This window comes from Nostoc sp. TCL240-02, from assembly GCF_013343235.1.
Classification (GTDB): Bacteria; Cyanobacteriota; Cyanobacteriia; order Cyanobacteriales; family Nostocaceae; genus Nostoc.
This window is the reverse complement of record NZ_CP040094.1, coordinates 6718897-6743407: the sequence shown is the minus strand read 5'-3', so window position 1 is coordinate 6743407 and position 24511 is coordinate 6718897. Positions and strand designations below refer to the sequence as shown.

25 protein-coding genes are annotated in these 24511 nt (G+C 41.7%); 11 read left to right on the top strand and 14 right to left on the bottom strand.

The genetic code is table 11. The annotated features are described in order from the left end of the window. Positions 1 to 278: 278 nt before the first annotated feature. From FBB35_RS28775 to FBB35_RS28760, 4 genes are all read right to left on the bottom strand, one after another. Positions 279 to 494, bottom strand: coding sequence for an NAD(P)H-quinone oxidoreductase subunit O (locus FBB35_RS28775; protein ID WP_174712478.1), 216 nt, complete (start codon positions 492 to 494; stop codon positions 279 to 281). 101 nt (positions 495 to 595) lie between these two features. Beyond that, a complete protein-coding gene (locus FBB35_RS28770) occupies positions 596 to 1495 on the bottom strand; it encodes a DNA-formamidopyrimidine glycosylase (RefSeq protein ID WP_174712477.1) in 900 nt (299 codons plus the stop codon). A gap of 251 nt (positions 1496 to 1746) precedes the next feature. Next, positions 1747 to 1962 (bottom strand): photosystem I reaction center subunit IV, encoded by a 216-nt coding sequence (locus tag FBB35_RS28765; RefSeq protein WP_174712476.1) that lies wholly within the window; start codon positions 1960 to 1962, stop codon positions 1747 to 1749. 288 nt (positions 1963 to 2250) lie between these two features. Beyond that, positions 2251 to 2835: a PAP/fibrillin family protein gene (locus FBB35_RS28760; RefSeq protein WP_174712475.1), complete on the bottom strand. Its 585-nt coding sequence runs from the start codon at positions 2833 to 2835 to the stop codon at positions 2251 to 2253. Positions 2836 to 3077: 242 nt separating this feature from the next. On the opposite strand from FBB35_RS28760, the gene FBB35_RS28755 reads away from it, so the two are divergent. Continuing rightward, positions 3078 to 3314, top strand: coding sequence for a DUF3134 domain-containing protein (locus FBB35_RS28755; protein WP_174712474.1), 237 nt, complete (start codon positions 3078 to 3080; stop codon positions 3312 to 3314). A gap of 79 nt (positions 3315 to 3393) precedes the next feature. Beyond that, positions 3394 to 4485, top strand: a complete 1092-nt coding sequence (gene mraY / locus FBB35_RS28750; RefSeq protein ID WP_174712473.1) for a phospho-N-acetylmuramoyl-pentapeptide-transferase — start codon at positions 3394 to 3396, stop codon at positions 4483 to 4485. A 295-nt stretch (positions 4486 to 4780) separates the two neighbouring features. On the opposite strand, the gene FBB35_RS28745 is transcribed toward mraY, so the two are convergent. The 4 genes from FBB35_RS28745 to dtd form a co-directional block, all read right to left on the bottom strand. Then, positions 4781 to 6538 carry a diguanylate cyclase gene (locus FBB35_RS28745; protein ID WP_174712472.1) on the bottom strand — a complete coding sequence of 586 codons (1758 nt, stop codon included), beginning with the start codon at positions 6536 to 6538 and terminating at the stop codon, positions 4781 to 4783. Positions 6539 to 6666: 128 nt separating this feature from the next. After that, positions 6667 to 7191: a molybdenum cofactor biosynthesis protein B gene (locus tag FBB35_RS28740; protein WP_254625720.1), complete on the bottom strand. Its 525-nt coding sequence runs from the start codon at positions 7189 to 7191 to the stop codon at positions 6667 to 6669. Positions 7192 to 7279: 88 nt separating this feature from the next. Then, positions 7280 to 7621, bottom strand: a complete 342-nt coding sequence (psb28, locus tag FBB35_RS28735; RefSeq protein WP_174712471.1) for a photosystem II reaction center protein Psb28 — start codon at positions 7619 to 7621, stop codon at positions 7280 to 7282. Between the two features lie 104 nt (positions 7622 to 7725). Continuing rightward, a complete protein-coding gene (gene dtd / locus FBB35_RS28730; protein WP_174712470.1) occupies positions 7726 to 8178 on the bottom strand; it encodes a D-aminoacyl-tRNA deacylase in 453 nt (150 codons plus the stop codon). Positions 8179 to 8305: 127 nt separating this feature from the next. Here dtd and FBB35_RS28725 point away from each other — a divergent pair, with 127 nt between their 5' ends. Further along, positions 8306 to 9148 (top strand): Rpn family recombination-promoting nuclease/putative transposase, encoded by an 843-nt coding sequence (locus FBB35_RS28725; protein ID WP_174712469.1) that lies wholly within the window; start codon positions 8306 to 8308, stop codon positions 9146 to 9148. 93 nt (positions 9149 to 9241) lie between these two features. Here the strand turns inward: FBB35_RS28725 and FBB35_RS28720 are convergent, their stop codons facing one another. Further along, positions 9242 to 10348 carry a GTP-binding protein gene (locus FBB35_RS28720; RefSeq protein ID WP_174712468.1) on the bottom strand — a complete coding sequence of 369 codons (1107 nt, stop codon included), beginning with the start codon at positions 10346 to 10348 and terminating at the stop codon, positions 9242 to 9244. Between the two features lie 137 nt (positions 10349 to 10485). Between FBB35_RS28720 and cysS the strand changes: the two genes are divergently transcribed. The 3 genes from cysS to FBB35_RS28705 all read left to right on the top strand — a co-directional run bounded on the left by cysS (position 10486) and on the right by FBB35_RS28705 (position 15144). Beyond that, a complete protein-coding gene (gene cysS / locus FBB35_RS28715; RefSeq protein ID WP_174712467.1) occupies positions 10486 to 12015 on the top strand; it encodes a cysteine--tRNA ligase in 1530 nt (509 codons plus the stop codon). Between the two features lie 82 nt (positions 12016 to 12097). Then, the gene (locus tag FBB35_RS28710) at positions 12098 to 13537 is read left to right on the top strand and encodes a TldD/PmbA family protein (protein ID WP_174712466.1); all 1440 of its coding nucleotides are present in this window, start codon (positions 12098 to 12100) and stop codon (positions 13535 to 13537) included. Positions 13538 to 13797: 260 nt separating this feature from the next. Continuing rightward, entirely contained in the window at positions 13798 to 15144 is a 1347-nt protein-coding gene (locus tag FBB35_RS28705) for a TldD/PmbA family protein (protein ID WP_174712465.1), read from the top strand. A 132-nt stretch (positions 15145 to 15276) separates the two neighbouring features. Here the strand turns inward: FBB35_RS28705 and FBB35_RS28700 are convergent, their stop codons facing one another. The 3 genes from FBB35_RS28700 to coaD all read right to left on the bottom strand — a co-directional run bounded on the left by FBB35_RS28700 (position 15277) and on the right by coaD (position 16881). Next, entirely contained in the window at positions 15277 to 15603 is a 327-nt protein-coding gene (locus FBB35_RS28700) for a Ycf66 family protein (protein WP_174712464.1), read from the bottom strand. Between the two features lie 148 nt (positions 15604 to 15751). Continuing rightward, positions 15752 to 16420, bottom strand: a complete 669-nt coding sequence (locus tag FBB35_RS28695; RefSeq protein WP_174712463.1) for a DivIVA domain-containing protein — start codon at positions 16418 to 16420, stop codon at positions 15752 to 15754. Further along, positions 16330 to 16881, bottom strand: a complete 552-nt coding sequence (gene coaD, locus FBB35_RS28690) for a pantetheine-phosphate adenylyltransferase (protein ID WP_114081944.1) — start codon at positions 16879 to 16881, stop codon at positions 16330 to 16332. The genes FBB35_RS28695 and coaD overlap by 91 nt, the downstream gene beginning before the upstream one ends. A gap of 263 nt (positions 16882 to 17144) precedes the next feature. On the opposite strand from coaD, the gene lgt reads away from it, so the two are divergent. The 5 genes from lgt (at position 17145) to FBB35_RS28665 (ending at position 21686) form a co-directional block, all read left to right on the top strand. Continuing rightward, complete coding sequence (gene lgt / locus FBB35_RS28685) at positions 17145 to 18020, top strand: prolipoprotein diacylglyceryl transferase (RefSeq protein ID WP_174712462.1); 876 nt, start codon at positions 17145 to 17147, stop codon at positions 18018 to 18020. A gap of 257 nt (positions 18021 to 18277) precedes the next feature. After that, complete coding sequence (gene cobM, locus FBB35_RS28680; RefSeq protein WP_254625719.1) at positions 18278 to 19102, top strand: precorrin-4 C(11)-methyltransferase; 825 nt, start codon at positions 18278 to 18280, stop codon at positions 19100 to 19102. Positions 19103 to 19217: 115 nt separating this feature from the next. After that, positions 19218 to 19571, top strand: a complete 354-nt coding sequence (locus FBB35_RS28675; protein ID WP_174712461.1) for a phenylpyruvate tautomerase MIF-related protein — start codon at positions 19218 to 19220, stop codon at positions 19569 to 19571. 79 nt (positions 19572 to 19650) lie between these two features. Continuing rightward, the gene (gene rlmN, locus FBB35_RS28670; RefSeq protein ID WP_174712460.1) at positions 19651 to 20745 is read left to right on the top strand and encodes a 23S rRNA (adenine(2503)-C(2))-methyltransferase RlmN; all 1095 of its coding nucleotides are present in this window, start codon (positions 19651 to 19653) and stop codon (positions 20743 to 20745) included. Between the two features lie 467 nt (positions 20746 to 21212). Continuing rightward, entirely contained in the window at positions 21213 to 21686 is a 474-nt protein-coding gene (locus FBB35_RS28665; protein WP_174712459.1) for a hypothetical protein, read from the top strand. Positions 21687 to 21763: 77 nt separating this feature from the next. Here the strand turns inward: FBB35_RS28665 and FBB35_RS28660 are convergent, their stop codons facing one another. Both FBB35_RS28660 and uvrC read right to left on the bottom strand, forming a co-directional pair. After that, on the bottom strand, positions 21764 to 21943 hold the full coding sequence (locus tag FBB35_RS28660; protein WP_118168842.1) for a replication restart DNA helicase PriA: 180 nt from the start codon (positions 21941 to 21943) through the stop codon (positions 21764 to 21766). Positions 21944 to 22582: 639 nt separating this feature from the next. After that, a complete protein-coding gene (gene uvrC / locus FBB35_RS28655) occupies positions 22583 to 24460 on the bottom strand; it encodes an excinuclease ABC subunit UvrC (protein WP_174712458.1) in 1878 nt (625 codons plus the stop codon). Positions 24461 to 24511: the final 51 nt, after the last annotated feature.

Genomic DNA, 24511 nt, shown 5'->3' with positions numbered 1-24511 from the left:
TTAATAATTCCCATAAATAAATTTAGGGGCTTGTAATAAAAACGTAGTAAATATGCGCTGTGCGTCACTACATACATCTTTTTTGTTTCTCCATAAATAAATTCAGGGGCTTGTATCCTTTGCGTTTTCGGTCAGATTAACAATTCAAAATTAAAGACAATTTCAGACGGGGATTTAAACCCCGACTGAAACTGGGGCTACCTGTAGAGGTAGGGGTCTTAAACCCTTTTATTACGATAAATGCTGAATTCTAATTCTGACTCCTGAATTCTTCTTTATTATTTAAACTCTTCCAGTTGATCCACACGTAACCAAACGTTTGGTGTCGGCACTTTCCCGAACTTAATCAGGGCGTAATCACCTTTGATATCGACAATTTCGCCCTTGGTTTCAAACAAATAAGAAGGAAAGCGAGTATCACTGGCTTTTGCTTCCAGACTGTTTTCCAGTTTTTCGCGGATAGCGCGAACCATATCTCCCTTTTTAACTGCCATGAATTCCCCTCTCAAATTTCTAGATTGTTTTATCTGCATTTTAGGAGACTTGGAATTAGAAGTAAAAATTCTTCCTGTACGACGCGATTGTACAGACGCGATTAATCGCGTCTCTCCCCATTCTCCAATCCCCTTAGTGTTTGACACTCAGAGCAAAAATGACTAGATCGCCCAGCTAGCCTAATCCGTTGAATTGGCATACCACAAACTCGACAGGGTTCTCCAGCGCGGTTATAAACCCAGGCAACACCACCATAATTGCCGTTGACACCCTGAACACTTAAGAAATTACTAAAAGTTGTACCGCCAGCCTGAATGCTGGTTTCTAAAACTTGAATTATGGCTGTTCGCAAACGCTCAATTTGCTTTAGCTGTAAATCTATACACAAAGTTTCAGGTAAAATTCCACTCTTAAACAGGGCTTCATCGGCATAAATATTACCTAATCCTGCCACCACCGATTGATCCAGTAGCGCAGTCTTAATCGGACGGCGGCGGTTTTTGAGTTTGCTTGCTAGATATTCAACAGTGAATTCTGGCGAAAATGGATCTGCTGCCAGTTTTGCCAAACCAGTAATAATGCTTTCTACAGGAATACCAGGCGGAACCCACCAAATTTTACCGAAGGTACGCTGATCAACAAAGCGTAATTCCTGCTGATTCCCAAAGAATAATCTAACCCGCGTGTGCTTATGTAATGGTTCATCTCGATGCAGCCATAGTAATTGACCGGTCATTCGCAGATGAACCCCTAGCCAACTGGTTGAGGAAGGGGAAGAAAGTTCAGCGAGGAGATATTTACCGCGACGATGCCAAGTAGCGATGGCTGCGCCAACCCCTCCGGGGTACGCATTCTTGCTAATTCCATCAACAAATTCACCAACAGAAAACGGGTAGGCGATGGTGCGATTGAGCAACACATCTCCACCCGTAATTTCTTGGTTAAGGGTCAATTGATTTAGACCCTTTCGGACTGTTTCAACTTCAGGCAGTTCAGGCATTTAAGCTGATTAAGCAGACAATTTTGATGTACTTGGGGGTTCAAATAAAAAAGAGATGGGATACTAACTTACACATCCGTAGATGGCTCGTATTTTTACCCAAAAGAAACCGTGAATACCCGCAGGGCGGCTCTCATAGATTAGGGTAGGCTAGGGTGAAGAATGAATGAACTGAAATTTTCAGATTTCATACTTCAGACTTAAGACTACCCTTCATCATCGCATCAAACAACCCCCTTGTAGCTTTGCTGCTATTTTTTAGCTGGTTTAGCCTTTGGTGCTTCAACCTCGACTAATTCATCCTGAGCAAAGTTGTTGGTATTGATACCAGCGTAATTGACCTTATCAAAGCGGACAATTACAGGGTATTTGATGCCGCTTTGGTCAATGGAAGCCACAGTTCCTAGATCCTGAAACCAGTAGGATTCAGGGCGGAGAATACGTACTTTAGAACCACGTTGAACCATGATTATTTTCCCTTTTAGTTATCAATCGCCAATCTAGAGGGCTAATTGATTTCACTCTACAACCTGAAGGTCGCTGCTAGAGTCTTTGTTAAGTTATTTGTCTGAATTTGGTAGAGGAATTGAGTATTGGGAACTGGGAATTGGGGAGAATTAAAAATTACTTCTTTTCTCTCTGCTCTTACTCAGCACTCCCCAGGACATCCTAAATTTAAAAAGGTATCAGAACCTACTTGACAAGGTAAACGTTATAGCGTACCTTCATTCGCAAATAGTATTTTTGTACAAACTTTATGTTTTACTCAATATGAACACGCTCCCCTCGTTACCTCTGCCAATCCGCAGATCGTTATCTATATAAGTGATATCTAACCAGCCTTGCTGTTTATCACTATTTATGGCAACATCAATCGCCGGAAATTTTCTACCTTCTTCAATTTGTTGGATAAAAGTTCCCGGAGAATTGTATTCTATTAAACGTTGTAAGCCGATAATAGACCGCTCAAATTTCACTTGGACACGCCGACCGGAAACTGGCTCAAATTTAGCAGCAATGCTGATTAATCCTTCTAAATAAGGTAAGCCATAAATCTCAGCTATGTTGTAAACACTGGTAGTCTCTACCCGGATACACTGATAGATTTGACCCAGTTTACAAAAAGGTAGACGATCTAAATTTAAAAGAGCCTTGCTAGTGGTGTATAGTAATCGCCAATTGCCATCTAGCAAATTACCAGCTTCCACTGGGTGGGGTGTAGGATTAAAGTCTTCTAAATTGGCGATCGCTGCTAAGATAGCCTGTTTCTGCGCTTCAGTCGCCAGTAGACCGCGATTTGTACCAGCGATCGCATCCATGAGAGCCGCTTTTCCCATCATCGCCTGTCACCTCTAAAATCAGTCAGTTTCCATCAGCATAAACAAGATATTCATCACATATATGGAGAACCATAAAAATTACTAAGAATCGCTTGACTTAAGCCTTATGCCTATTAAATAAAAAATTTCTATCTGAATGCGGATTTATTCACTAAAGGGTTGAAAAGATAACTAAATAAATCCGTGTCAAGTGATAGACTCTAAATGTCAACTTACGTAAACCTTTTCTTGTCTTCTTTGATATGTTGAACTCTCCATTACGTGAAGAACCCCGTAACCAGCGAGCCCATGTCATCCCCCTAAAGCCAGAGTCTTCTTTATTGGATTGGTTGGAAAATAAAGGTCGGATCATAACACGTGACGTTCAAGAACCGGATTTTCAAAATGGCGAAGAAGAAATAGACTCCCTAATGGGTGTAGAAGATGGGATTGGTTACGACCTTGATGATGATGACGATATAGGAATCGCCGAGGATTAGCCTTTTCAGGCTAGGGACTTGGTAGTATCCCTAGCTATTGATATTCAATTTTATAAGTGTGGAGTGAAGGGAAACTTCTGTGGACGCTAAATTATCTCCTGAGCAAGGACTAAATATTTCTGGAATCGCTCTAGCCTCTTTATTAGCCGTTGGGTTAGGTACAACAGCATTTTTCTTGGATTCGATGGCCAACAGGCTCCCCTGGCAAAGTATGTCGCTAACCCTGCCACTGCTGTTGTGTGCCCTGGGTTCAGGTGTGGTTGGCTTTTGGGTAATACCTTTACTCCAAGCACTCAAAACTGGACAAATAATCCGCGAAGATGGCCCCCAAGCCCATCTAAAGAAGGCAGGCACGCCCACAATGGGAGGTATATTTTTTATCCCTGTTGGTGTGATTATTGCCTGCATCTTGTCTAACTTTGCTACAGATGTTCTTGCAGTTTCGGCTTTGACACTCAGCTACGGATTGATTGGCTGGCTTGACGATTGGCAAATTCTGCGCCGGAAATCAAATAAAGGTATATCTCCCCGAACAAAACTTGCTTTGCAAGTTGGTTTTGCGGCAGTATTTTGTCTCTGGCTGATGTTTAATCAACCTTCTAATATTACAAATATTGCTTTACCTTGGGTTAGCTTCACACTACCATTAGGATTTCTATTTTGGCCTCTAGCAGGTTTTGTGCTAGTTGCAGAAAGTAATGCGACTAATTTAACAGATGGTATTGATGGCTTGGCAGCAGGAACAGTAGCGATCGCACTTTTGGCATTAGGAGCCTTAATCGCACCTACAGCACCAGGATTGATGGTTTTCTGTGCGGCTTTAAGTGGTGGTTGTTTAGGTTTCTTAGCCCATAATCGTAACCCAGCCCGCGTTTTCATGGGAGATACCGGTTCCCTGGCACTGGGAGGAGCTTTAGCTGCTGTAGCGCTATTGACAAACACCTTAGTAGTACTGTTCATTCTCAGTGGTATCTTCTTTGTAGAAACCCTTTCGGTGATGGCACAAGTAAGTTATTACAAAGCCACCAAGGGCCCCGATGGCAAAGGCAAACGTCTCTTGAAAATGGCCCCCTTACACCATCATTTAGAACTCACTGGCTGGTCAGAATTGCAAGTGGTTGGAGTATTTTATGTTATCGCGGCTATTTTGGCTGCCATCTGTTTGGCGTAGGCGCAGCCCAACCCAGGCATCGCTTTATTCTGAATCATGTTTTGAGAAAATAGTCCAAGATAAAAAACAACTCTCACATCTTCAGGGAGTTGTTTTTTATATGGGAAAATGATTTATCCAAAACCATCGTAGAGACGCAAAATTTGACATCTCGCCACAAAGCTTAATTACGAATTACGTTATCGTCTCGTAGAGAGCGTCATTACGAATTATAGCAATGGGCATATTGGTTATTTGAGGCTATTCTCGATGAATTGGAAGCGATCAACTTCAGCCTTAGGCAAGTCTGAGTAGTTCACTCGTACCTATTTACATACTCCATAACCCGATTCTTCCCTGTTCGCTTTGCTTCAAGCATCGCTTGATTTGCCCGATTCAAAAAATCCTTAACTGTAATCCCTGGTTCTGATACAGCTATTCCAAAAGAGGCGGTGATTCCTTCAAGGATCTGGTCGCCATCCTTCAATTGCATTTGTTCAACATCTACCCTTAATTGTTCTACTCGCTTCCTGAGCGCTTCCAGCGTCATATTAGGCATGACAATCACAAATTCTTCACCACCCCATCTGCAAGGAATATCAAAAGAGCGAATAGATTTTAATAGCAGCTTTGCTAATCCCTGAATAACAATATTGGCAGTCACATGCCCATAGAGCGAGTTATAAGATTTGAAGTTATCGATATCGAGAAAAATAAGACTAAGAGGTTGTGCCGATCTTTCAGCCTCCGCTAGCCTTTGTTCCAGTATAGTTTCCATATAGCTTTGATTAAATAGTTGGGTCATCCCATCCCGCAAATTATCATGGGTAAGACGTTGTTTTATCGATAGATTATTTAGTGCAAAGCCTAAAGTTCTAGCAATAATCTCACTAATTTGTTGATCTTCTGGACTGATCTCTTCAAGGGTATAAATGTGTAGAATCCCAACTACTTCGCCTTGCCCAAACAATGGAACACACAAATGTGTACCGCTAACAGGCTGGATTAAATGGCTGCACATCAGTCCTGATTGACCAGAAGATAAAAGATTGAATTTACCTCTCCGTAATGCCCAACATTCAGATTGTGAAAATATTTCTTTACTGGTTCTGATTTTTTCACCTCCCCAAATACTATTCATCTGAACATAATTCTTAGAATTAGCAATTATACAGATATAACCACTCATATTAGGAAACAGCTTGGAACAGGTTAAAGCGACTGCTTGATACACCTCATCTTTAGACTCACAGCAATAAAGCATATCTGCCATATCTGATAGATATATGAGTTCTTGTTTTTTGGCTTCTAATTTCAGTGTTTTTTCTTCTAGTTGCCGATTTAGATCGGTGAGCGATCGCTGTACTTCTATAGATTCTGTAATATCGATACTGATCCCACCGATGCGGCGATCGCCTGTTGCGCCATCGCTAAACGGAAACTTAAACGATAGCCAGTAGCATGGCTGATTATTACTGGATATCTTTACCTCTTCAATCAGCTTTAAGGGGCGTAGAGTCTTCAAAACGACTCGATCGTTTTCCATTACCCGCCGTCCCTCTTCTGGATCTGGCAAAAATTCACTATCCGTTTTTCCCAACCATTCTTGTGAATCTACCGAAAATCTAGACTGTATTTCCTGGTTATAGTACAGCACTCTAGATTGCTCATCTTTGATATAGGCTCCAAAGGGGCCCTGATCTAAAAATAGCCGTTGCATCTGCTGGCTGCGTTGAAGTTCGCGCGTATCTTCTTGATATTTGGCGATCGCCTCTACAATTTGATAAGCGGTTGGTATAAGGCAGAGTAAGGCAGACAAAGAAACAAACCCCATTACATCAAGCACGAATAAGTGCAACAGCGATATTGCCGAATGTGTCTCAAAAATCGCCAAAAAGTGATGAAATCCGCAAAGTAGTACGAATCCACCTGATAATAAAAAAGCTAGCCAAAACTTAGAAGGGATAGTTGCCTTAGTTTTGGCAAAGAAAACCCCTATTAATACGGGGATGCCAAAGTATGAAAATGCAGTTATGCTGTGAGCAATTATGCAATTCCAGTAAGTAGACTGCATTGCTTATCTGGTATGAATATTTCATCCGTCTCACTATAATTCTGGGTAGTCTCAAGATGTAAGCATAGAAAGGATGATTTCAGTGCCTTATAGCTTAGTTTTATGATAGCTCCCCCCTGAAAGGCTACTCATTTCACTCCCTTACAAAGCTGACTTACCAAGTGAGTGAGTTCAGGCACAATCAGTTTTTCCATCGCCAACCGCACAGCATTACTAGAACCAGGAAGCGAGAAGATTAATTTATCTTGATAAACACCAGCAACAGCGCGAGAAGCGATCGCTCGCGAACCAATTTCTTGATAACTTAAAAAACGGAATAACTCACCAAATCCCGGCAAAGTTTTCTCCAATAACTTCTCAATGGCATCATAAGTGGTATCTCTTGGCGCAATACCTGTGCCACCATTAAAAATTACAGCATCCAAATTTGAGCTTTTACCCAGATGTTCTATCTGCTCTTGAATCTGTGTTGGTTCATCTTTGATAATCGTGTAGGCTCCAACAGCATAGTTAGCAGCAACAAGTAACTGCTGAATAAGCTGGCCACTTTTGTCTGTTTCAAAAGTGCGTGTATCGCTAACAGTAACCACAGCACAAGTTACCGTAATTCTAGACGAGTCTGGGTGGGGTTGTGGCATTAGTAGGTCAGTCATGAACTTTTGCTCGTGGATAATTGGGCATGGCAAATGGCGCATGGGCATGACAATAATTACCTATGCCCAATGCCCAATGCCCTATCCCCTATGCCTCATTTTTGCTGAGTCCAAGATCGTTTTCTTCCGCATACCGTTCCATGAAGCGCATAAAGCGATCCCATTCTTGGGCAGATTTCATTACGTAAAGTGCTTCTAATGCTTCTGGTTTCCCGTTGATAAATTTAGCCTTCACTTCACGGGTAATTATTTCGCCTTCTTCGTCACTCAAGTACATTCCGGTGATGTCTTCGGTGCTACCTTGATCTAAAATTTTCGGATTCGTAAAAATAAACGTGGCTGTACCACTGTCACCAGTGCGCGATCGCGTCAGCCGCACTTCTGGAATTACTACTTCGTCAAGACCTTTAGAAAACTGGATTTTCGCCATGATGAATGAATTTAAACTTTTGTGATGGTTAATTTAATATTCTCTCATCAATTAGAACTCCACTGTCTATAGGCTTCTGTTATTCTTTTTTGGTGTATGTATACTTAAATTGCCTCTTTGTCTAGTATTAAAGTCACAGGGCCATCATTTTCAATTGAAACTTGCATCATTGCACCAAATTGACCGGTTTCTACTAGCAAACCACTCGCTCTTAATTTGGTAACAAAACGATTATACAAATCTGCTGCTGATTGGGGAGGGGCTGAACGGTCAAAAGAAGGACGGCGGCCTTTGCGACAATCACCATAAAGGGTAAACTGACTGACTACTAATAAATCCCCACCAATTTCTTGCACAGATTTTTGCCAACGCTCGTCTTCTTCCTCGTCAGAAAACAGGCGCAATTCCAAAGATTTACGTACCATCCAGTCAATTTCAGTATCGGTATCAGTATTAGCAATACCCACGAGTAAATTTAGCCCCCGGCCAATTTTGCCGACAATTTCACCGTTAACTGTAACTTGAGATGATTTAACTCGCTGGATAAGAACGCGCATTTTAATTTAAACTTTCATCAACCTTTAAATTTTAGAGCGATATCTACGATGGTCTACGCCTAAGCATTCTTAAACCGCAAACTAAATCTAGAAATAATGAGTGCCTACCACCTGATAAAATTTCTTAATGTTCGATAACGTCTGTAAGTTCCTCGCTGAAACCTTCTCTAGTGACTTTGCTACTTGGCTGTTAGGAGAATCTATCACCCTCACACAATTAACGCCTTCTGAGCTTTCTCTAGAACCAATCCGCGCCGATGCGCTGATATTGCTCCAATCCGATGAAGTTGTGCTGCATTTGGAGTTCCAAACCCAACCCAAAGCTGATATACCCTTTCGGATGATTGACTATCGGTTACGAGTACATCGCCGCTTTAAAAATAAGCGAATGCGTCAGGTAGTGATTTATCTACAACAGACAAACTCAGAACTTGTGCAGCAAACCACATTCACTTTGGAAGAAACTTCTCATCGGTTCGAGGTAATTCGTCTTTGGGAGCAACCAACAAGTTTATTTTTGGAGCATCCAGGATTATTACCATTTGCGGTGTTAAGTCAAACAAATAACCGCACTGCTACGTTACAACAAGTTGCTCAAGAAATTTCCGAAATTACCAATCAACGTATCCAGAACAATGTTGCAGCCTCAGCGTTCATTCTAGCTGGGCTAGTATTAGAGAAGGAGATAATTCAACAATTGTTGCGGAGGGAACTTATGCAAGAGTCAGTCACTTATCAAGCTATCCTTGCTGAAGGTTTAGCCGAAGGTCTTGCTGAAGGTCGTGCCAAAGGTCTTGCCGAAGGTCTTGCCGAAGGTCTTGCCGAAGGTCTTGCCAAAGGGGTGCGGCGTGTGGCGGTGAATTTGCTCAAAGAGGGAATGTCTGTGGAAATCGTGGCGAAAGTTACGAATTTATCCGTGGAGCAGATACAGCAGTTGGCGGGTGAAGAAGCTGGTAATGTAGGGGAGTGAGAAAGCAAACCATCAAAATATATGGCGGAATCATTGGGAATTCATTCCCAGGTGGAACCTGGGAACGAGTAGTAAACTTTTAACTCCTAACTTTTATTTCCCAAACCCTTTACCGCGAGAGGTTGAAGGTAGACAAATACAGTTTTCTAGTTGAGTAATTAAAGCCTCACGATCCAAATTTTGACCGATCAGCACTAGTTGGTTTTTCAATTGACCTTGCCATTCATCATCATCCAAGGTAAAGCGTTTGCCACAAAGGTGGAAAATATGACGCTTCGGACTTTCATCAAACCACATAATCCCCTTTGCTCGGAAGATGTTTGAGGGTAGTTGGTTATCTAAGAAATACTGAAACTTCCTAATAGAAAAAGGCTTGTCACTTTGGAAAGAGATGGAAGTAAAACCATCATTTTCTAAATGGTCAGAATGATGATGATCGTGGTCATGGTCGTGATGATCGTGACCGCATGTTGAGTGGTCATGATCGTCATGATGATTGTGATGTTCATGATCGTGATGATCGTGTTCATCCACCACTGTGTCAAAATATTTATCCGACTCAAACAGACCAACACTCAAAATTAAAGGAAGTGGCACTTGCGATCGCGTGGCGCGAATAATTCTTGCTCCTTCCTTAACTTCGTTAATTTTTCCTTCTAACTGATTCAAAGTGGCTTCATCAACCAAATCAGCCTTGTTCAGCACAATGACATCGCCATAAGCAATCTGGCTGTATGCAGCTTCAGAGTTAAATAAATCTAGGCTGTAATTCGCCGCGTCTACCACGGTAATAATCGAATCTAAGCGGGTTAAATCCCGCAATTCTGTGCCGAGAAATGTTAAAGCTACTGGTAGCGGATCTGCTAATCCAGTTGTTTCTACTACTAAATAATCTAGATTTTCTTGGCGTTCTAAAACTTTGTAAACTGCATCTACTAAATCATTATTAATAGTGCAGCAAATACAACCATTATTTAGTTCCACCATGTTCTCACCAGTGGAAACAATTAGCTCGTTGTCGATGCCAATTTCGCCAAATTCATTCACGAGAACGGCGGTTTTCAAACCCTGTTGGTTGTTGAGGATATGATTAAGTAAAGTCGTCTTGCCACTACCGAGGAAACCCGTAATAATTGTTACTGGCATTCCTTGTTTGGGCGTATCCATTGCGGAAGATTCGGGTGTAACTGCTGATTGCATAGCGCTGTTATCAAATAATCAAAAAATAGTAATGTAGCGCAGATAGTCCATAAAACACTAGCATAGGGATGCTGGACTGCCATCCCAGCTGCTTTACCCTATTATTACGTATCTTCTTATTTCAGCATTACTCTGTTATGACCCTAACACTCTACAATACCCTCACCCGTCGTCAAGAACCGTTTGAAACAGTCGAACCAGGCAAGGTTAAGATGTATTACTGCGGCGTGACGGTGTACGACTACTGCCATTTGGGTCATGCTAGAGCTTGCATTGTTTGGGATGTAATCCGCCGATACCTCCAGTTTATCGGTTATGAAGTCCGATATATCCAAAATTTTACTGATATTGATGACAAGATTCTCAATCGAGCCCGTGTTGAAAATTCTTCAATGGAAGCTGTGGCCGATCGCTTTATCAAAGCATATTTTGAGGATATGGCGCGGTTAGGAATCAAGGAAGCCGATGAATATCCCCGCGCCACCCACACAATGAATGGCATTCAACGGTTAATTCATGAGTTGGAAAATAAAGGTTTTGCTTACCCTGCTGACGGCGATGTGTATTATGCAGTCCGGCAGTTTGCTGAGTATGGCAAGCTTTCGGGACGCAGGTTAGAAGATATGCAAGCTGGGAAAAGCGAGCGCGTCAACGTAGATGATCTAGAATACCAGAAAAAGAAAGACCCCTTCGATTTTGCTTTGTGGAAAGCAGCAAAACCAGGAGAGCCAGCTTGGGAGTCAGCTTGGGGCGCAGGTCGTCCGGGGTGGCATATAGAATGCTCGGCAATGGTGCGCGATCGCTTGGGTGATACCATAGATATTCATGCTGGTGGTGCTGACTTAATTTTTCCCCATCACGAAAACGAAATTGCCCAATCTGAGGCTGTGACAGGAAAACCCCTGTCGCTTTACTGGTTACATAACGGCATGGTGAAGGTAGATGGTGAAAAAATGTCCAAATCTTTGGGCAACTTTGTCACTATTCGAGAATTGCTAGATCGAGGAGTTGACCCGATGGCAGTGCGATTATTCGTACTGACTGCTCAATATCGTACACCCATAGATTTTACCGACGAAGCGATCGCCGCAGCAACCAACGGTTGGCACACCCTTAAAGAAGGTTTACTCTTCGGCTATAAGTATGGCAAAGAACTGGGTTGGTCATTGGATGCAGTAAGTAACCCCGTACTTCGTCCCAACGGTCAACTCTTTAGGGGACACGCAAAACAACTTGGTTGGCCATTGGATACGAAAATGAATTCCAATCTCCACACCAGCGCTGAAGGTTTTTGCGAAGCTCTCAACAAAGACTTTAATTTCCCCGGTGGATTAGCATGGCTATTTTTCGTGGCTAAGGAACTAATTGGTGAAGGAAATATCCTGATACATGAAGGGAAAACAAAGCTACCAGCAGATGAATTACTTCAGGAATGGCAAACACTTGTGACATTGGCTGGAGTGTTAGGTTTAGAAACCAACCCAGAAGTGGAAACGCTTGTGAATGATGCTTTAAGCGATGCGGAAATTGAAGCGAAAATTCAGCAAAGGCAAGAAGCGCGTATTGCCAAAAATTTTGCCGAAAGCGATCGCATTCGTGACGAACTCCAAGCAGAAGGTATTACGCTAATTGATAGCCGTGATGGTACACGTTGGCATCGGAATTAGAAGGACTGGGGACTAGGGAAGGTTTTCCAATCCCAATCCCCAATCCCGAATCCCCAATCCCCATTCCCCAATCCCTTAAATTATGTGGTCTGAACTAAAAAAAGCGATCGCTAGTTTCGACATTCCTGCTGATTGGATCGGTATCAGAGCCGTAAAGGAGACTTCTACAAGCCGTTCAGTCCGTGACGGCTTACCCCAGGCAAATGGCAAATCCTTCACTATTGGAGCCATGCTAGAAGTTTTGGTTAACGGCTGTCTGGGTTATGCAGCCACTAACTCTCTGGAACCGTCTTCCCTACAAGCTGCTGCCCAAACAGCCTATAAACAGGCACTAGCAGCCAGTGAATGGTGGATACATCCCTTTGGGGAAAGTGAGCGCCCGAAAGTTGTTGGTGAATATAAATCTCCATTCCTTGAACCATTTGATGCTTTGAGTCCGGGAGAAATCAACGATTTACTGGTTCGTATTTGCCAAACGCTGAAAGTTGACGACAAGATTGTGCAAACCATAGCCGGTGCTAGCACCATTGAGAGAGAGTCTTGGTTTGTTAGTAGTAATGGCTCAGAAGTTTATCAAAAAATTCTGTCTATAGCTACTCATTACGGAGCCACCGCCCAAGATGGGTCAATTGTACAGCAGCGCAGCAACAACGGCTCCCAAGCAAACTGTTACCAAGGCGGACTCGAACTATTAAAACAAGAAAACTTATGGCATCGCGTGCGGCAAATTGGCGAACAGGCAGTAGAACTCTTGACAGCGGAAGAATGCCCAACCACCCGTACCAATTTAGTTTTAGCCCCAGATCAAATGATGCTGCAAATCCATGAAAGTGTCGGGCATCCCCTAGAAATTGACCGAATTTTGGGAGATGAGCGTAACTATGCTGGGGGCAGCTTCGTTAATAAAAGTGATTTTGGCAACCTAGTATATGGTTCGCCACTGATGAATATTACCTTTGATCCCACCGTGGCTGGTGAATTTGCTAGCTATGGCTTTGATGATACTGGTGCTGTAGCAACGCGGGAATATTTGGTCAAAGAAGGAGTACTTCAACGGGGTTTGGGTAGTCTAGAGAGTCAAGCCAGAGCAGGTGTATCAGGAGTAGCCTGTGCCCGTGCTTCTTCATGGAATCGACCAGCGATTGATCGCATGGGTAACTTGAATTTAGAGCCTCTAAACGCTAGCTTTGAAGACATTATTAGCGGCATAGAACACGGCGTTTACATGGAATCTAACCGATCTTGGTCAATTGACGATCGCCGTTACAAATTCCAATTTGGTTGTGAGTACGCTAAATTAATTGAAAATGGTAAACTCACTAAAACCCTCCGCAATCCTAACTATCGCGCCACAACACCAGAATTTTGGCATAGCTTAATCCAAGTAGGAAATGCTGAAAACTGGCAAATGTATGGTACTCCTTATTGTGGTAAAGGAGAACCAAATCAGGCTATTTGGGTAGGACATGGTTCCCCTGTTTGTGTATTTGCTAACGTCGAAGTTTTTGGTGGAGGAAGTTGAAAAAGTTAAGAGTTAGGAGTTAGGAATTAGGAGTGAAGAGGTAGTACTTTAGGTAGACAGAATTAACATAAAATAAAATCCTAGTTAGTAGTGAGCGATTCATCGCTCAAAACAAGGATTATTAAGACTAAAGTCCTTACTACAAGCTTTAATTTATTTACGCCTAACTACTTAGCAGTTTTGAGGTCAAAAACTCTTCAACTCCTAACTCTTAACTCCTAACTTTCCCCCAGCTTATTCCCTATTAATATTTAATATCCATGAAAATTGAGGAATTATCTGCGTTAGAAGTCAGCTTTAATCGACTGATTGAAACTCTGCTTATAAAAAAAGCAGAAAATGAACAATTCACTGTCAAACTCAGTAGTGAAAGAAGTCAATTCACTCGTTTTAACCATGCGAAAGTGCGACAAACTGGTTGTGTTGCTGATGGGTGGATCGAACTGACTCTGATGTCAGATCAACGCAGTAGTGTTAGGCAGTTTCCCTTTACTGGAAATTGGGATCTAGACTGGCAATTAGCATATTCCGCTTTGCAGGAATTACGTGACGAACTGATTCTATTACCTATCGATCCATATCTAGTTTTACCATCAGGAACTAATACCAGTCGTGAAGTACATTCTGGAAATTTATTGGCAGAAGAAGCGGTAGTATCAAGTGTATTAGAACAAGTTAATGAATTAGATTTTACTGGCATATATGCTGGAGGGATAGTAATTAAAGGTTATGGTGATTCCAGTGGTCAAAAACACTGGTTTGCTACTGATTCTTTTACCTTAGATTATTCTCTATTTTCCGCTTCTGGGCAAGCAGTTAAGGGCACATTTGCAGGAAGTGATTGGAATAAATCTGCTTATATAGCCAAAATTAGCGAAGCTAAAAAACAACTCGAATTGCTTGCTCGTCCATGTAAAGAACTGCCACGAGGACAATACAAAACTTATTTTGCACCTGCTGCGGTTGCAGATTTATTAGTCATGCTTTCTTGGGGAGCTATCAGCGAAGCTGATATCCAACAAGGAAATAGTGCTTTAGCTGCTTTATCGCGTCAAGAAAAACAACTTTCGCCAGTATTTAGTTTGAAAGAAAACTTTCAGCGCGGATTAGTACCCCGATTTAATGAATTGGGAGAAATGGCAGCACCGGAGTTACCTGTAATAGAAAAAGGACTTTTGGTAAACACTCTGGTTAATTCTCGCACTGCTAAGGAATATCAAAAAACTGCCAATGGTGCTAATGGTTCAGAGACTCTCCGTGCGCCAGAAATCAGTTCAGGAAATTTAGTATTTGAGCAGATTCTTCCGAGATTGGATACAGGATTGTATCTATCAAATTTGCATTACTTGAATTGGAGCGATCGCCAAACTGGTAGAATCACAGGTATGACCCGTTATGCTTGTTTTTGGGTAGAAAACGGAGAAATTATTGCTCCCATTGAAAACTTACGTTTTGATGAAAGTCTTTATCGCTTCTGGGGAGAAAACCTAGTAGATTTGACCGATTTTCAAGAATTCATTCCCGAAGTAGGCACTTATGATAGTCGCCAACTAGGAGGTAGTTTAGTTCCCGGTATGCTGGTAAAAGATTTTACTTACACTCTGTAATCAGATATTAATTGCGTTTTTGATGAATTTGCAACACCTAGATCCCTGATTTATCAAAGAAGTAGGGGATCTGGTTGAACAAGAATATTTTAGGATTATTATATTAGTAATAACATTCTACCAATGCGAAAATCATCTATTTCTGTAAACTGCATTAATTAGAATATCTTTAATAGTGAAATAAATAATTAATAGCAACAGTAAAAATTGCTCAATCTGAAGAATTGGATCTAAGCGCCAACCTTGAAAAAACAAAATCATCCCGCACATTAACATTATAATTGGTGTAAATATCACTTGAATAATGTAAAGGGCTAAACCCCAACTTGTAAGCCTAGTGCCACGTTGGGCTAGCCAAGCTACTGTTAAAAGAAAGTAAACAATTGCCAAAAGCAAATAAATAATTCCAATTAAAGCAGCTAGATTTATTCCAAAATTAACTTGAGCCAGAGTAAGCATTTATTAAAAATCCTGCTTAATTACAAACCAAAATTTTAAATCTATTACTCGGTAGGTTCTCCAAAAAAATATCTCTTGGTAAAAATTGTTGGGTTAAGCAATAGCAAAACCCAACTTATAATTTTTATTCATCTCTTACTTAGAGCCTCTATCTTTTTTTACCGGGAGGTGAATTGCGCTGCGTGAGGTTATCAATTTGCAATTGTTGTCGTCCGTTGGTGACAATTCGCAACATATCTTTGAGATCCTGTTCGATATTGCCCAAAATGCCATCAGCATATTGATCGGCACCATCTTCAATATCTTGAGCCTGAGCGATCGCAGTTTGTCTCATAAGCTCTAGCTCTTGCTGACAAGCATACCGCTTGCGCTCAATCTCGGCGAGGGTTTCTTGCATTATTCCCTCACACTCTTGTTGCACTTGTCGCCGCAGTTGTTCAGCTTCCTGTTCAGCCTGTTGAATAATATCGCTTTCAGCTAAGATTTGCGCTCTTTTTGCTTGCGCGGCCTCAACAACCTGCTGTCCATACTCTTCCGCTTCTAGCAGAATTTCATCCTTTTGGTTAAGGATGGCTGCTGCTTCTTGAAAAAGTGATGGTAAAGCAAGCCGGATGTAATCAAGTTGTTCCAGCAGCTTTTCTTCATCTATGAGAGTGCGTCCCGTCAGAGGAATCCTGAGACTAGAGAGAACTATTTCCTCTAGGCGGTTGAGTTCCTGCTGAATATCTATGCTTCCCTCTCCACCGACATATTCTTCAGGGGGGGGATTGCTTCCGTTGAGATTGGGTTCAACATTGGAGAGTTGTGATTGTAGCATTGGTATATATCTAGGGCAATGTGTGGGGGAACGAGATGATCGATAGAGCCGCCAAACCTTGCAATCTCTCTTACCACACTACTACTTAAAAAACTATATTCATTTGAGGTTGCTAGAAAAACTGTTTCTATTTGGGTAGAAAGAGTTTTATTGGTGTGAGCCATTTGCAGTTCCACTTCAAAATCTGACACAGCCCGTAAACCCCGAAGCAAAACTTGTGCATGTCGCATTTGGGCATAGTTTACGGTAAGACCATCAAAGCTGTCTACTTCTACATTAGGTAGATGTTGTGTAGAAAGACGGATCTGCTCTAACCGTTGCTGCACGCTAAAAAGTGGCGTTTTGTTTGGGTTCCGCAGTACAGCGACAATTACCCGCTCAAACAGGCGACTACCGCGCTGAATGAGGTCAAGGTGGCCCAAGGTGATGGGGTCGAAGCTACCAGGATAAATAGCAATCACAATTTTAGATATATCAAAGTTGTTTAGGTGATTATATCGAAACTCTTTTGTGTAACTTACTCAAATCTACCATCTTGCGCTCTGAGCAAGAATGGTAAACTCAATTGTTTTTGTGACACAAGTTATGCTCAACTAGGCGTTAGGAATTAGACTCCTAAATATGGATGCTGGATTTTAAGTGTAGTTTCAGTATTCGAGATGTAAAAAACTCCGTACTTAGCAAAGTGCGCGGGTAGTTAACAAACTTTTCTAGGTAATTTCTCATGGCACTGGATTTTTCCACCTTGCTATTGGCGTTTCAATTTACTTCTCCAGGGCCCATTCTGGTGAAATTAGGGCCACTAAGTATCCGATGGTATGGCTTATTAATTGCTACAGCAGTATTAATTGGCGTAATCCTTTCTCAAGAATTGGCAAAGCGCCGTAATGTTAATCCTGAGTTGCTAGGCGATTTGTTTTTTTGGTTGTTGATTGGGGCAATTCCCGGCGCACGGCTATATTACGTTTTCTTTGAGTGGTCAAAATATGCCCCAACTCCAGGAAAAATCTTTGCTATCTGGGAAGGAGGTATTGCCATTCACGGAGCAATTATTGGTGGCGTAATAGCTGCGTTAATCTTTGCCAAAATCAAGCAGGTTTCTTTCTGGCAGCTAGCGGATTTAGTAGCGCCTTCGCTGATTTTAGGGCAGGCGATCGGACGTTGGGGCAATTTCTTTAATTCTGAAGCTTTTGGCGATCCTACTGATTTACCCTGGAAGCTCTATATTCCACCAGACCATCGTCCTTTAGAATATGCTAGTTTCGATTACTTCCATCCCACCTTTATGTATGAATCTCTGTGGGATTTAATGGTGTTTACGCTACTCATAACGTTGTTTTTCCGGTCTTTATCTGGTAAACCACGTTTAAAGGTAGGCACTCTGTTTTTAGTTTACTGGCCAGCCTACAGCTTAGGACGCTTGTGGATTGAAGGTTTCCGTACTGATAGCTTGATGCTGGGGCCATTACGAATGGCACAAGTAGTCAGTAGTCTAGGAATTTTATTTGGATTAGTTGGATTAGCTTGGCTTTACTTACTCAAACGCCCTTTACCTGATGTAGTGCCTACTCCCAAAGGGAATGGAGAGATGAGGGGATGAGGGAGCAGGGGGGGCAGGGGGCAGGGGGCAGGGGGGCAGGGGGGCAGGGGGGCAGGGGAAGCAGGGGAAGCAGAGAAAGAATAATAACTAATGCCCAATTCCCGATATCCAATTCCCGATATCCAAAAATAAAAAATGCCCCAGAATATTTTCTAGGGCTTAACCAGGGTGCATCTACCATTACTCTCTACTAGGGAAAGAGGGTGAATCCGGAAAGATACTGAGAAAATATCAAAAAAGTTTTTTGAGAGATTGCCGTGGGTTCTTTTAAAAGTGAATATACAGAAAACCTCAGTTATAAAAAAACACTATATGCCATAGAACCATCTGTGTATATTGTCGGAGCAGGTCCTGGAGATCCTGACTTATTAACGGTGAAGGCGCAGAAACTACTCGCTGTTGCTGATGTGATTTTATTTGCTGATTCTCTAATACCCGAACAGATTTTAGAACTTTGCCGAAAAGATGCGGAGATAATTAGAACTGCGAATCAGACTTTAGAAGAGATTTTGCCGATTATGATCGATAGGGTGCGATCACAGCAAAAATCTCTAGTCCGTCTCCATTCTGGCGATCCTAGTCTCTACAGCGCTATCCACGAGCAAATGCACCTCCTCGCAGAGGCAAATATTCCTTTTGAAGTCATACCTGGTATCAGCGCTTTTCAAGCTGCGGCTGCCAAACTCAAAGTGGAACTAACTGTGCCTGGTTTAGTCCAAACCATCATTTTGACCCGGATCAGTGGTCGTACAGAAGTACCAGCCAATGAAGAATTAGCTACTCTTGCGGCACATCAGGCTAGCCTCTGTTTATATCTCAGTGCGCGTCACGTCGAAAATGCCCAAGCTAAACTACTCGAACATTATCCAGCCGAAACCCCAATTGCAATCTGCTTTCGCATCGGATGGCCTGATGAAAAAATTAAGGTTGTCCCCCTGAATGAAATGGCGGAATGTACTCAGAAAGAAAAACTAATTCGTACTACGCTTTATATAATCAGTCCAGCCCTCTCGACAGCAAAAGGGCGATCGCGTTTATATCATCCCGAACATAATCACCTGTTTCGCTCATCTCATAACTAAATGTTGGGCATTGGGAATTGGGAAAACTGCCCCTTGTTTCTCTTGTTCCCCTTATCTGGTCACGGTTCGGTAAACTTAACAGTGTGAATAAAATTCAAATTTCTAATTCGGTACTATGCCATTAATTAAAGTGCAAACTTCTGTATCTGCTCCTCAAAAAGCTGAAATTGAGTCAATGCTTTTAAACCTATCAGCCAAGTTAGCGAAACATTTGGGAAAACCAGAATCTTATGTAATGACTGCTTTTGAGCCAGAAATTCCCATGACTTTTGCGGGGAATACAGATCCAGTTTGCTACATTGAAATTAAGAGCATTGGCGCGATGAAGCCAGATCAAACCGCAGCGATGAGTCAAGACTTTTGCCAACAGATTAACCAAACTCTAGGTGTGCCGAAAAATCGGATTTACATTGAGTTTGCAGACGCTAAGGGTGCAATGTGGGGCTGGAACGGTACAACCTTTGGTTAATTCCCCGTTTTCTTTGGTCAAGACTAACTTGATCTAGCAGGTGTAGGATAGAGATCCTACATCAACTCTTGATTTCTTTATGTCTGCTACGCCTCTTGTATCTCAGGTTGACTCACACAACCCAGAAAAATCAGAATTAATCCCTCCCCTTCTCGGTGCTTCTCTGGCGGAGTTAAGCACTTGGGTGCAGCAACAAGGACAACCTGCTTACAGAGGAAAGCAACTGCATGAATGGATTTATGATAAAGGAGTGCGATCGCTAGCTGATATTTCTGTCTTCTCTAAGCAATGGCGTGCAGAAGTAGCAGAAATCCCTATTGGGCGTTCAACTTTACATTACCGCTCTGAGGCTCCCGATGGCACAGTCAAATATCTTTTACGATTAGCAGACGGGCAGATTATTGAAACTGTTGGTATCCCCACCTTTGCAGAAAGGGGAGAAGGCCCAAAAGCCCGTCTGACTGTTTGTGTCTCTACCCAGGTGGGTTGTCCAATGGCGTGTGATTTCTGCGCTACTGGTAAGGGAGGCTACAAGCGCAACTTAGCACGGCATGAAATTATCGATCAGGTGTTAACTGTGCAAGAAGATTTTCAGCAACGGGTTAGCAATGTCGTGTTCATGGGATTGGGTGAACCGTTGTTGAATACTGAGAATGTATTAGCAGCGCTGAAATCTCTAAATCAAGATATCGGTATTGGGCAGCGATCGCTTACAGTTTCTACAGTTGGTATTCGCGATCGCATCCGTCAGTTCGCGCAAAATAATTTGCAAATCACTCTGGCTGTCAGTCTCCATGCACCCAACCAAGCACTGCGAGAAAAACTTATCCCCAGCGCCCGCGCCTATCCTCTAGAAAATTTGCTGGCTGAATGTCGAGAATATGTAGAAATCACTGGACGGCGCGTTACCTTTGAATATGTTCTCTTAGCTGGTGTCAACGATTTGCCAGAACACGCATTAGAACTTTCAAAATGTATGCGAGGATTTCAAAGTCATGTGAATTTGATTCCTTACAACCCCATCCAAGAAGTAGACTACAAACGCCCCAACCGCGATCGCATTGAAGCATTTGTCAACGTCCTTAAGCAACAAAATACTGCTGTGAGTGTGCGTTATTCCCGTGGTTTAGAAGCCGATGCTGCTTGCGGACAATTGAGAGCAAGTAAAAATTAAACTTGTTGTAGTCAATTTTATGAATGAATATGAAACCGCAGATAAACACAGATATGTCTTCAGATACATCTGTGTTTATCTACGGCGTAAAACCGCTTGAGATCCCTTTGTTAACTTACCCACCGCAGGTAGATTTACGGGAATCCGGCAAACCATGTAAAAAATTTATTTAAATGTATAATTTAATTAAGATGAATATCTAAAAAGCGACAGTTTTATGAAAAATCAAGAGAATGCACTGGATATAACCTTGATTTAGAAAGCTATTCTCAATGCACTAATATGTAGAACACGTCACTGACTCAAGAATGTTGGCGTAGTCAGCCGTAAGCCTATAACGGTAAATAAAACATTAGCTTTAGTTAACTATTCCAAGCCCCTGTATTTATATATAGGGCAATTCTGTTGACATTTTAAGGGTTTAGCGATCGCTCAACCCAACTTATAACAATTGAGGAAATAATTGTATGTTGAATCGCTTATCGTTGGTTAAAGTATGGCTACCATTGATTGTGCTTGCCAACGCTTTATCGATTAATTCTCCTGCATCTGCACAAATAATTCAGACGAATCCCCAGACGCAAGATTCGCTTCAAGAAAGAATCAGACAACAGCAAGAGCAGCAAAATCAGCAAACACAAGAACGAATGAAGGAAACATGGCTACGGCAAAACCTTCAACAACCACAACTACTACAACAGCAGCAGACAATACAACAGCAAGAATTTACACGACAACGGCAAGAAATGCTCCGCCAGCAACAATTTAGGCTACAACAGGAACAACTGAGAATACAACAGCAAGAATTTTCTCGACAGCAACAACTGAGAATACAAGATCAACAACTCAGACAAGATCAACAAATTAGACAACAACAAGAATTTAGATTACAAGAACAGAGACGACAGCAACAGCTCAGACAACAGAAGGAGAATTTGTAAAGTCTTCAGAATTTCTCATAAGTAAGTTTATTATTAAAAATTAGAGAAAACATTCTCCAATTTTTAATTTTTATTATCTAGCGCTGTGCATAAATTCCTGGTGCATAAGCCTCAATGACTTTGCCAGTACGAGTACAACTAATCATCAAGTAGTCACAACTAGAGCATTGTGTTCGAGTTAATTGACTATCAGAAATATAATAACGTTCTGCTTGGCTGCCGCAATTTGGGCAGTAAATCTTTTGTACTGTCTGCATTCTAAAACCCCTGGTTGTAATTTATTTTTTATTTGAGAAAACTGCCAGTTAAAGTAGAAAAAATTTTGGTCTGACCCAACTTAACAAACGACTTTAATATTGGCTAATTATTTTAAACAAAATTTCAGATTTGAAAAAACTTCAATTTCTCTCTATACTATCCTATAATTTAAGTGATTTTACCCTCTTACTTTAGGTACATAAATTATTTTTTAATGAAATGACGCTTAGAGATTTACTGATCCCTATTACGAATGCCTTGAGAGAGGCTTATTTATAGTCATCTTGGACAGATACAAAAAAAAGCCGTTCTTGTATTCAAAAATTAAACTACAGAAAATACTGTATATTTAGTAACAAAATATTTATTTTAAGGATTAGTTAATATTTGCTGGCAAGATTTATGAGGTGAAATTCTGGTGTGAAAATTTAATCAAAATTATCATAGTTACGCAATACTGTAAAATTACGGTATTTACACATCTTAAACTCTCGCAGATAAACTTAACAGAATCCTCTGCGAGAGTGGAACTAATACTTTTTCAAGCTAGTTTTAAGGGTGTTTAGTAAGGACTTTAGCCCTTACTACAAACTTGTTTATTCATACATCAATTGAAATTTTACAGACTACTAATCTCCTCAAGCGGGATGAAAATAATCGTAAATTTCTTGAGCTAAACGCGGCCCAATTCCTGGAACCTGTGCGAGTTGTGGGGTTGTAGCTTGGCGAATATAATCAACTGAGCGAAAATGCCCTAGTAGCTGCTTTTGTCGATGATGTCCTAAGCCAGGAATTTCATCTAAACGCGATCGCTTTAATTTATCACTGCGCTGCTGACGATGGAAAGTCACTGCAAACCGATGTGCTTCATCTCGCAGTCGCCGCAACAACTGCACCCCTGGTTGTTCTGCATCAGTTGTCAAGGGTTTAGATTCACCCGGTAAAAAAATCTCTTCTCGCTGCTTCGCTAAACTCACAACTCGCAAGTCTTCTAATAAATTCATCTCTTGCAAAACGGCGATAACCGATGATAATTGACCTTTACCGCCATCAATCATGATTAAATCAGGCCAGTCTGGATTACCCAAACGTGTTAGTTGCGGATCTTCCCCATATTTGCGGAAGCGTCGCCCAATGACTTCAGCAAGACTAGCAAAATCATCCGAATGTCCCGCCGTCACAGTGGGATTTTTAATTTTGTAGTGGCGATAATGCTGTTTGGCGGGTAAACCGTCGATAAACACAACTTGCGAAGCTACAGCATTTGACCCTTGAATGTGGGAAATATCATAGCCTTCAATGCGGTGAGGTACATCTGGTAAATCCAGAATAGCTGCTAAATCTTGCATTGCTTGGTGATTGCGATCGCCAAATTTTTGCATTCTTTGCAATTCATACTGAGCATTTCGCTCTACCATCTCAATTAATTCTGCCTTAGTTTGCCGCAAAGGAGTCAAAATCGTGACTTTTTTCCCTTTCCGTTGAGTTAAGACATCCGCCAATATGTCCGCATCTGGTAAATCATGCTGTACCAGGATTTCTAAGGGTATTTCCACTGAGTCAGCAGTTTGGTAATGTTCCTCCAAAGCTCGTTGTAAAATAGCTCCTGGTTCTGCATGAGCATCCGCTACAAAGGCTAAACGCCCTACCAATTGCCCAGCGCGAATCTGGAATAGTTGAATACAAGCGTGTTCTTCGTTAGCTGCCAGTGCGATCGCATCCCGTGAAACTGTATCATCTGGTAAGGATACTTTTTGGTCGGCTGTCAGCGACTTTAGCCCAGAAATTTGATCGCGAATCCGTGCTGCTGACTCAAAATTCAAGTTCTCAGCGGCGACGTTCATCTGTTGGGTCAGAATATCAATTAGTTCCTGAGTTCGCCCTTGGAATACCATCGCTATTTTTTGAACAATTTTGCGATATTCTTCTGGTGAAGTCAGCTTTTGACACACACCCGGACAACGCCCTAAATCATAATTTAAGCACGGACGGTCTTTGAAAAGTGGTTGAGGCCGTTGTCGCTGGGGGAAGATGCGTTTACAGATACGGACAATCTCTCGTAATAAACCAGCATCAGTATAAGGCCCGTAAAATTTATCTTTTTCTTTGCCGAATTGACGTTTACGGGTAATAAAAATTCGTGGATAATCTTCTGACCAAGTAATGCAGAGATAGGGATATTTTTTATCATCTTTGAGTAGCACGTTGAAGTATGGCTGGTGCTGCTTAATCAAGTTGGCCTCTAGCGCTAAAGCTTCGGCTTCAGTATCAGTGACGATGAATTCAATTTCTGTCACCAACTTGACCATTGTAGCGATGCGTTCAGTCTTGTTGTACCCATCGCGGAAATAAGAACGGACACGCGATCGCAACTTCCGTGACTTACCTATATATATAATGCGATCGCTCTTATCCCGCATAAAATAAACCCCCGGTTCCGGTGGAATTTCAGCTAGACGATTTTCCAGTCGTTCCGGCTCTTTAACCAGTGGTAGTATTTGAGTAGATATTGTCACAATCAAAATTAGGTAATCTTTCTCTATTTTAAGAAAAATTCTTTTTTCGTG

Coding starts and splice junctions, on each gene's coding strand:
- FBB35_RS28775 (WP_174712478.1), bottom strand. CDS start 494: ATGGCAGTTAAAAAGGGAGATATGGTTCGCGCTATCCGCGAAAAACTG.
- FBB35_RS28770 (WP_174712477.1), bottom strand. CDS start 1,495: ATGCCTGAACTGCCTGAAGTTGAAACAGTCCGAAAGGGTCTAAATCAA.
- FBB35_RS28765 (WP_174712476.1), bottom strand. CDS start 1,962: ATGGTTCAACGTGGTTCTAAAGTACGTATTCTCCGCCCTGAATCCTAC.
- FBB35_RS28760 (WP_174712475.1), bottom strand. CDS start 2,835: ATGATGGGAAAAGCGGCTCTCATGGATGCGATCGCTGGTACAAATCGC.
- FBB35_RS28755 (WP_174712474.1), top strand. CDS start 3,078: ATGTTGAACTCTCCATTACGTGAAGAACCCCGTAACCAGCGAGCCCAT.
- FBB35_RS28745 (WP_174712472.1), bottom strand. CDS start 6,538: ATGCAGTCTACTTACTGGAATTGCATAATTGCTCACAGCATAACTGCA.
- FBB35_RS28740 (WP_254625720.1), bottom strand. CDS start 7,191: ATGACTGACCTACTAATGCCACAACCCCACCCAGACTCGTCTAGAATT.
- psb28 (WP_174712471.1), bottom strand. CDS start 7,621: ATGGCGAAAATCCAGTTTTCTAAAGGTCTTGACGAAGTAGTAATTCCA.
- dtd (WP_174712470.1), bottom strand. CDS start 8,178: ATGCGCGTTCTTATCCAGCGAGTTAAATCATCTCAAGTTACAGTTAAC.
- FBB35_RS28725 (WP_174712469.1), top strand. CDS start 8,306: ATGTTCGATAACGTCTGTAAGTTCCTCGCTGAAACCTTCTCTAGTGAC.
- FBB35_RS28720 (WP_174712468.1), bottom strand. CDS start 10,348: ATGCAATCAGCAGTTACACCCGAATCTTCCGCAATGGATACGCCCAAA.
- cysS (WP_174712467.1), top strand. CDS start 10,486: ATGACCCTAACACTCTACAATACCCTCACCCGTCGTCAAGAACCGTTT.
- FBB35_RS28710 (WP_174712466.1), top strand. CDS start 12,098: ATGTGGTCTGAACTAAAAAAAGCGATCGCTAGTTTCGACATTCCTGCT.
- FBB35_RS28705 (WP_174712465.1), top strand. CDS start 13,798: ATGAAAATTGAGGAATTATCTGCGTTAGAAGTCAGCTTTAATCGACTG.
- FBB35_RS28700 (WP_174712464.1), bottom strand. CDS start 15,603: ATGCTTACTCTGGCTCAAGTTAATTTTGGAATAAATCTAGCTGCTTTA.
- FBB35_RS28695 (WP_174712463.1), bottom strand. CDS start 16,420: ATGCTACAATCACAACTCTCCAATGTTGAACCCAATCTCAACGGAAGC.
- lgt (WP_174712462.1), top strand. CDS start 17,145: ATGGCACTGGATTTTTCCACCTTGCTATTGGCGTTTCAATTTACTTCT.
- FBB35_RS28675 (WP_174712461.1), top strand. CDS start 19,218: ATGCCATTAATTAAAGTGCAAACTTCTGTATCTGCTCCTCAAAAAGCT.
- rlmN (WP_174712460.1), top strand. CDS start 19,651: ATGTCTGCTACGCCTCTTGTATCTCAGGTTGACTCACACAACCCAGAA.
- FBB35_RS28665 (WP_174712459.1), top strand. CDS start 21,213: ATGTTGAATCGCTTATCGTTGGTTAAAGTATGGCTACCATTGATTGTG.
- FBB35_RS28660 (WP_118168842.1), bottom strand. CDS start 21,943: ATGCAGACAGTACAAAAGATTTACTGCCCAAATTGCGGCAGCCAAGCA.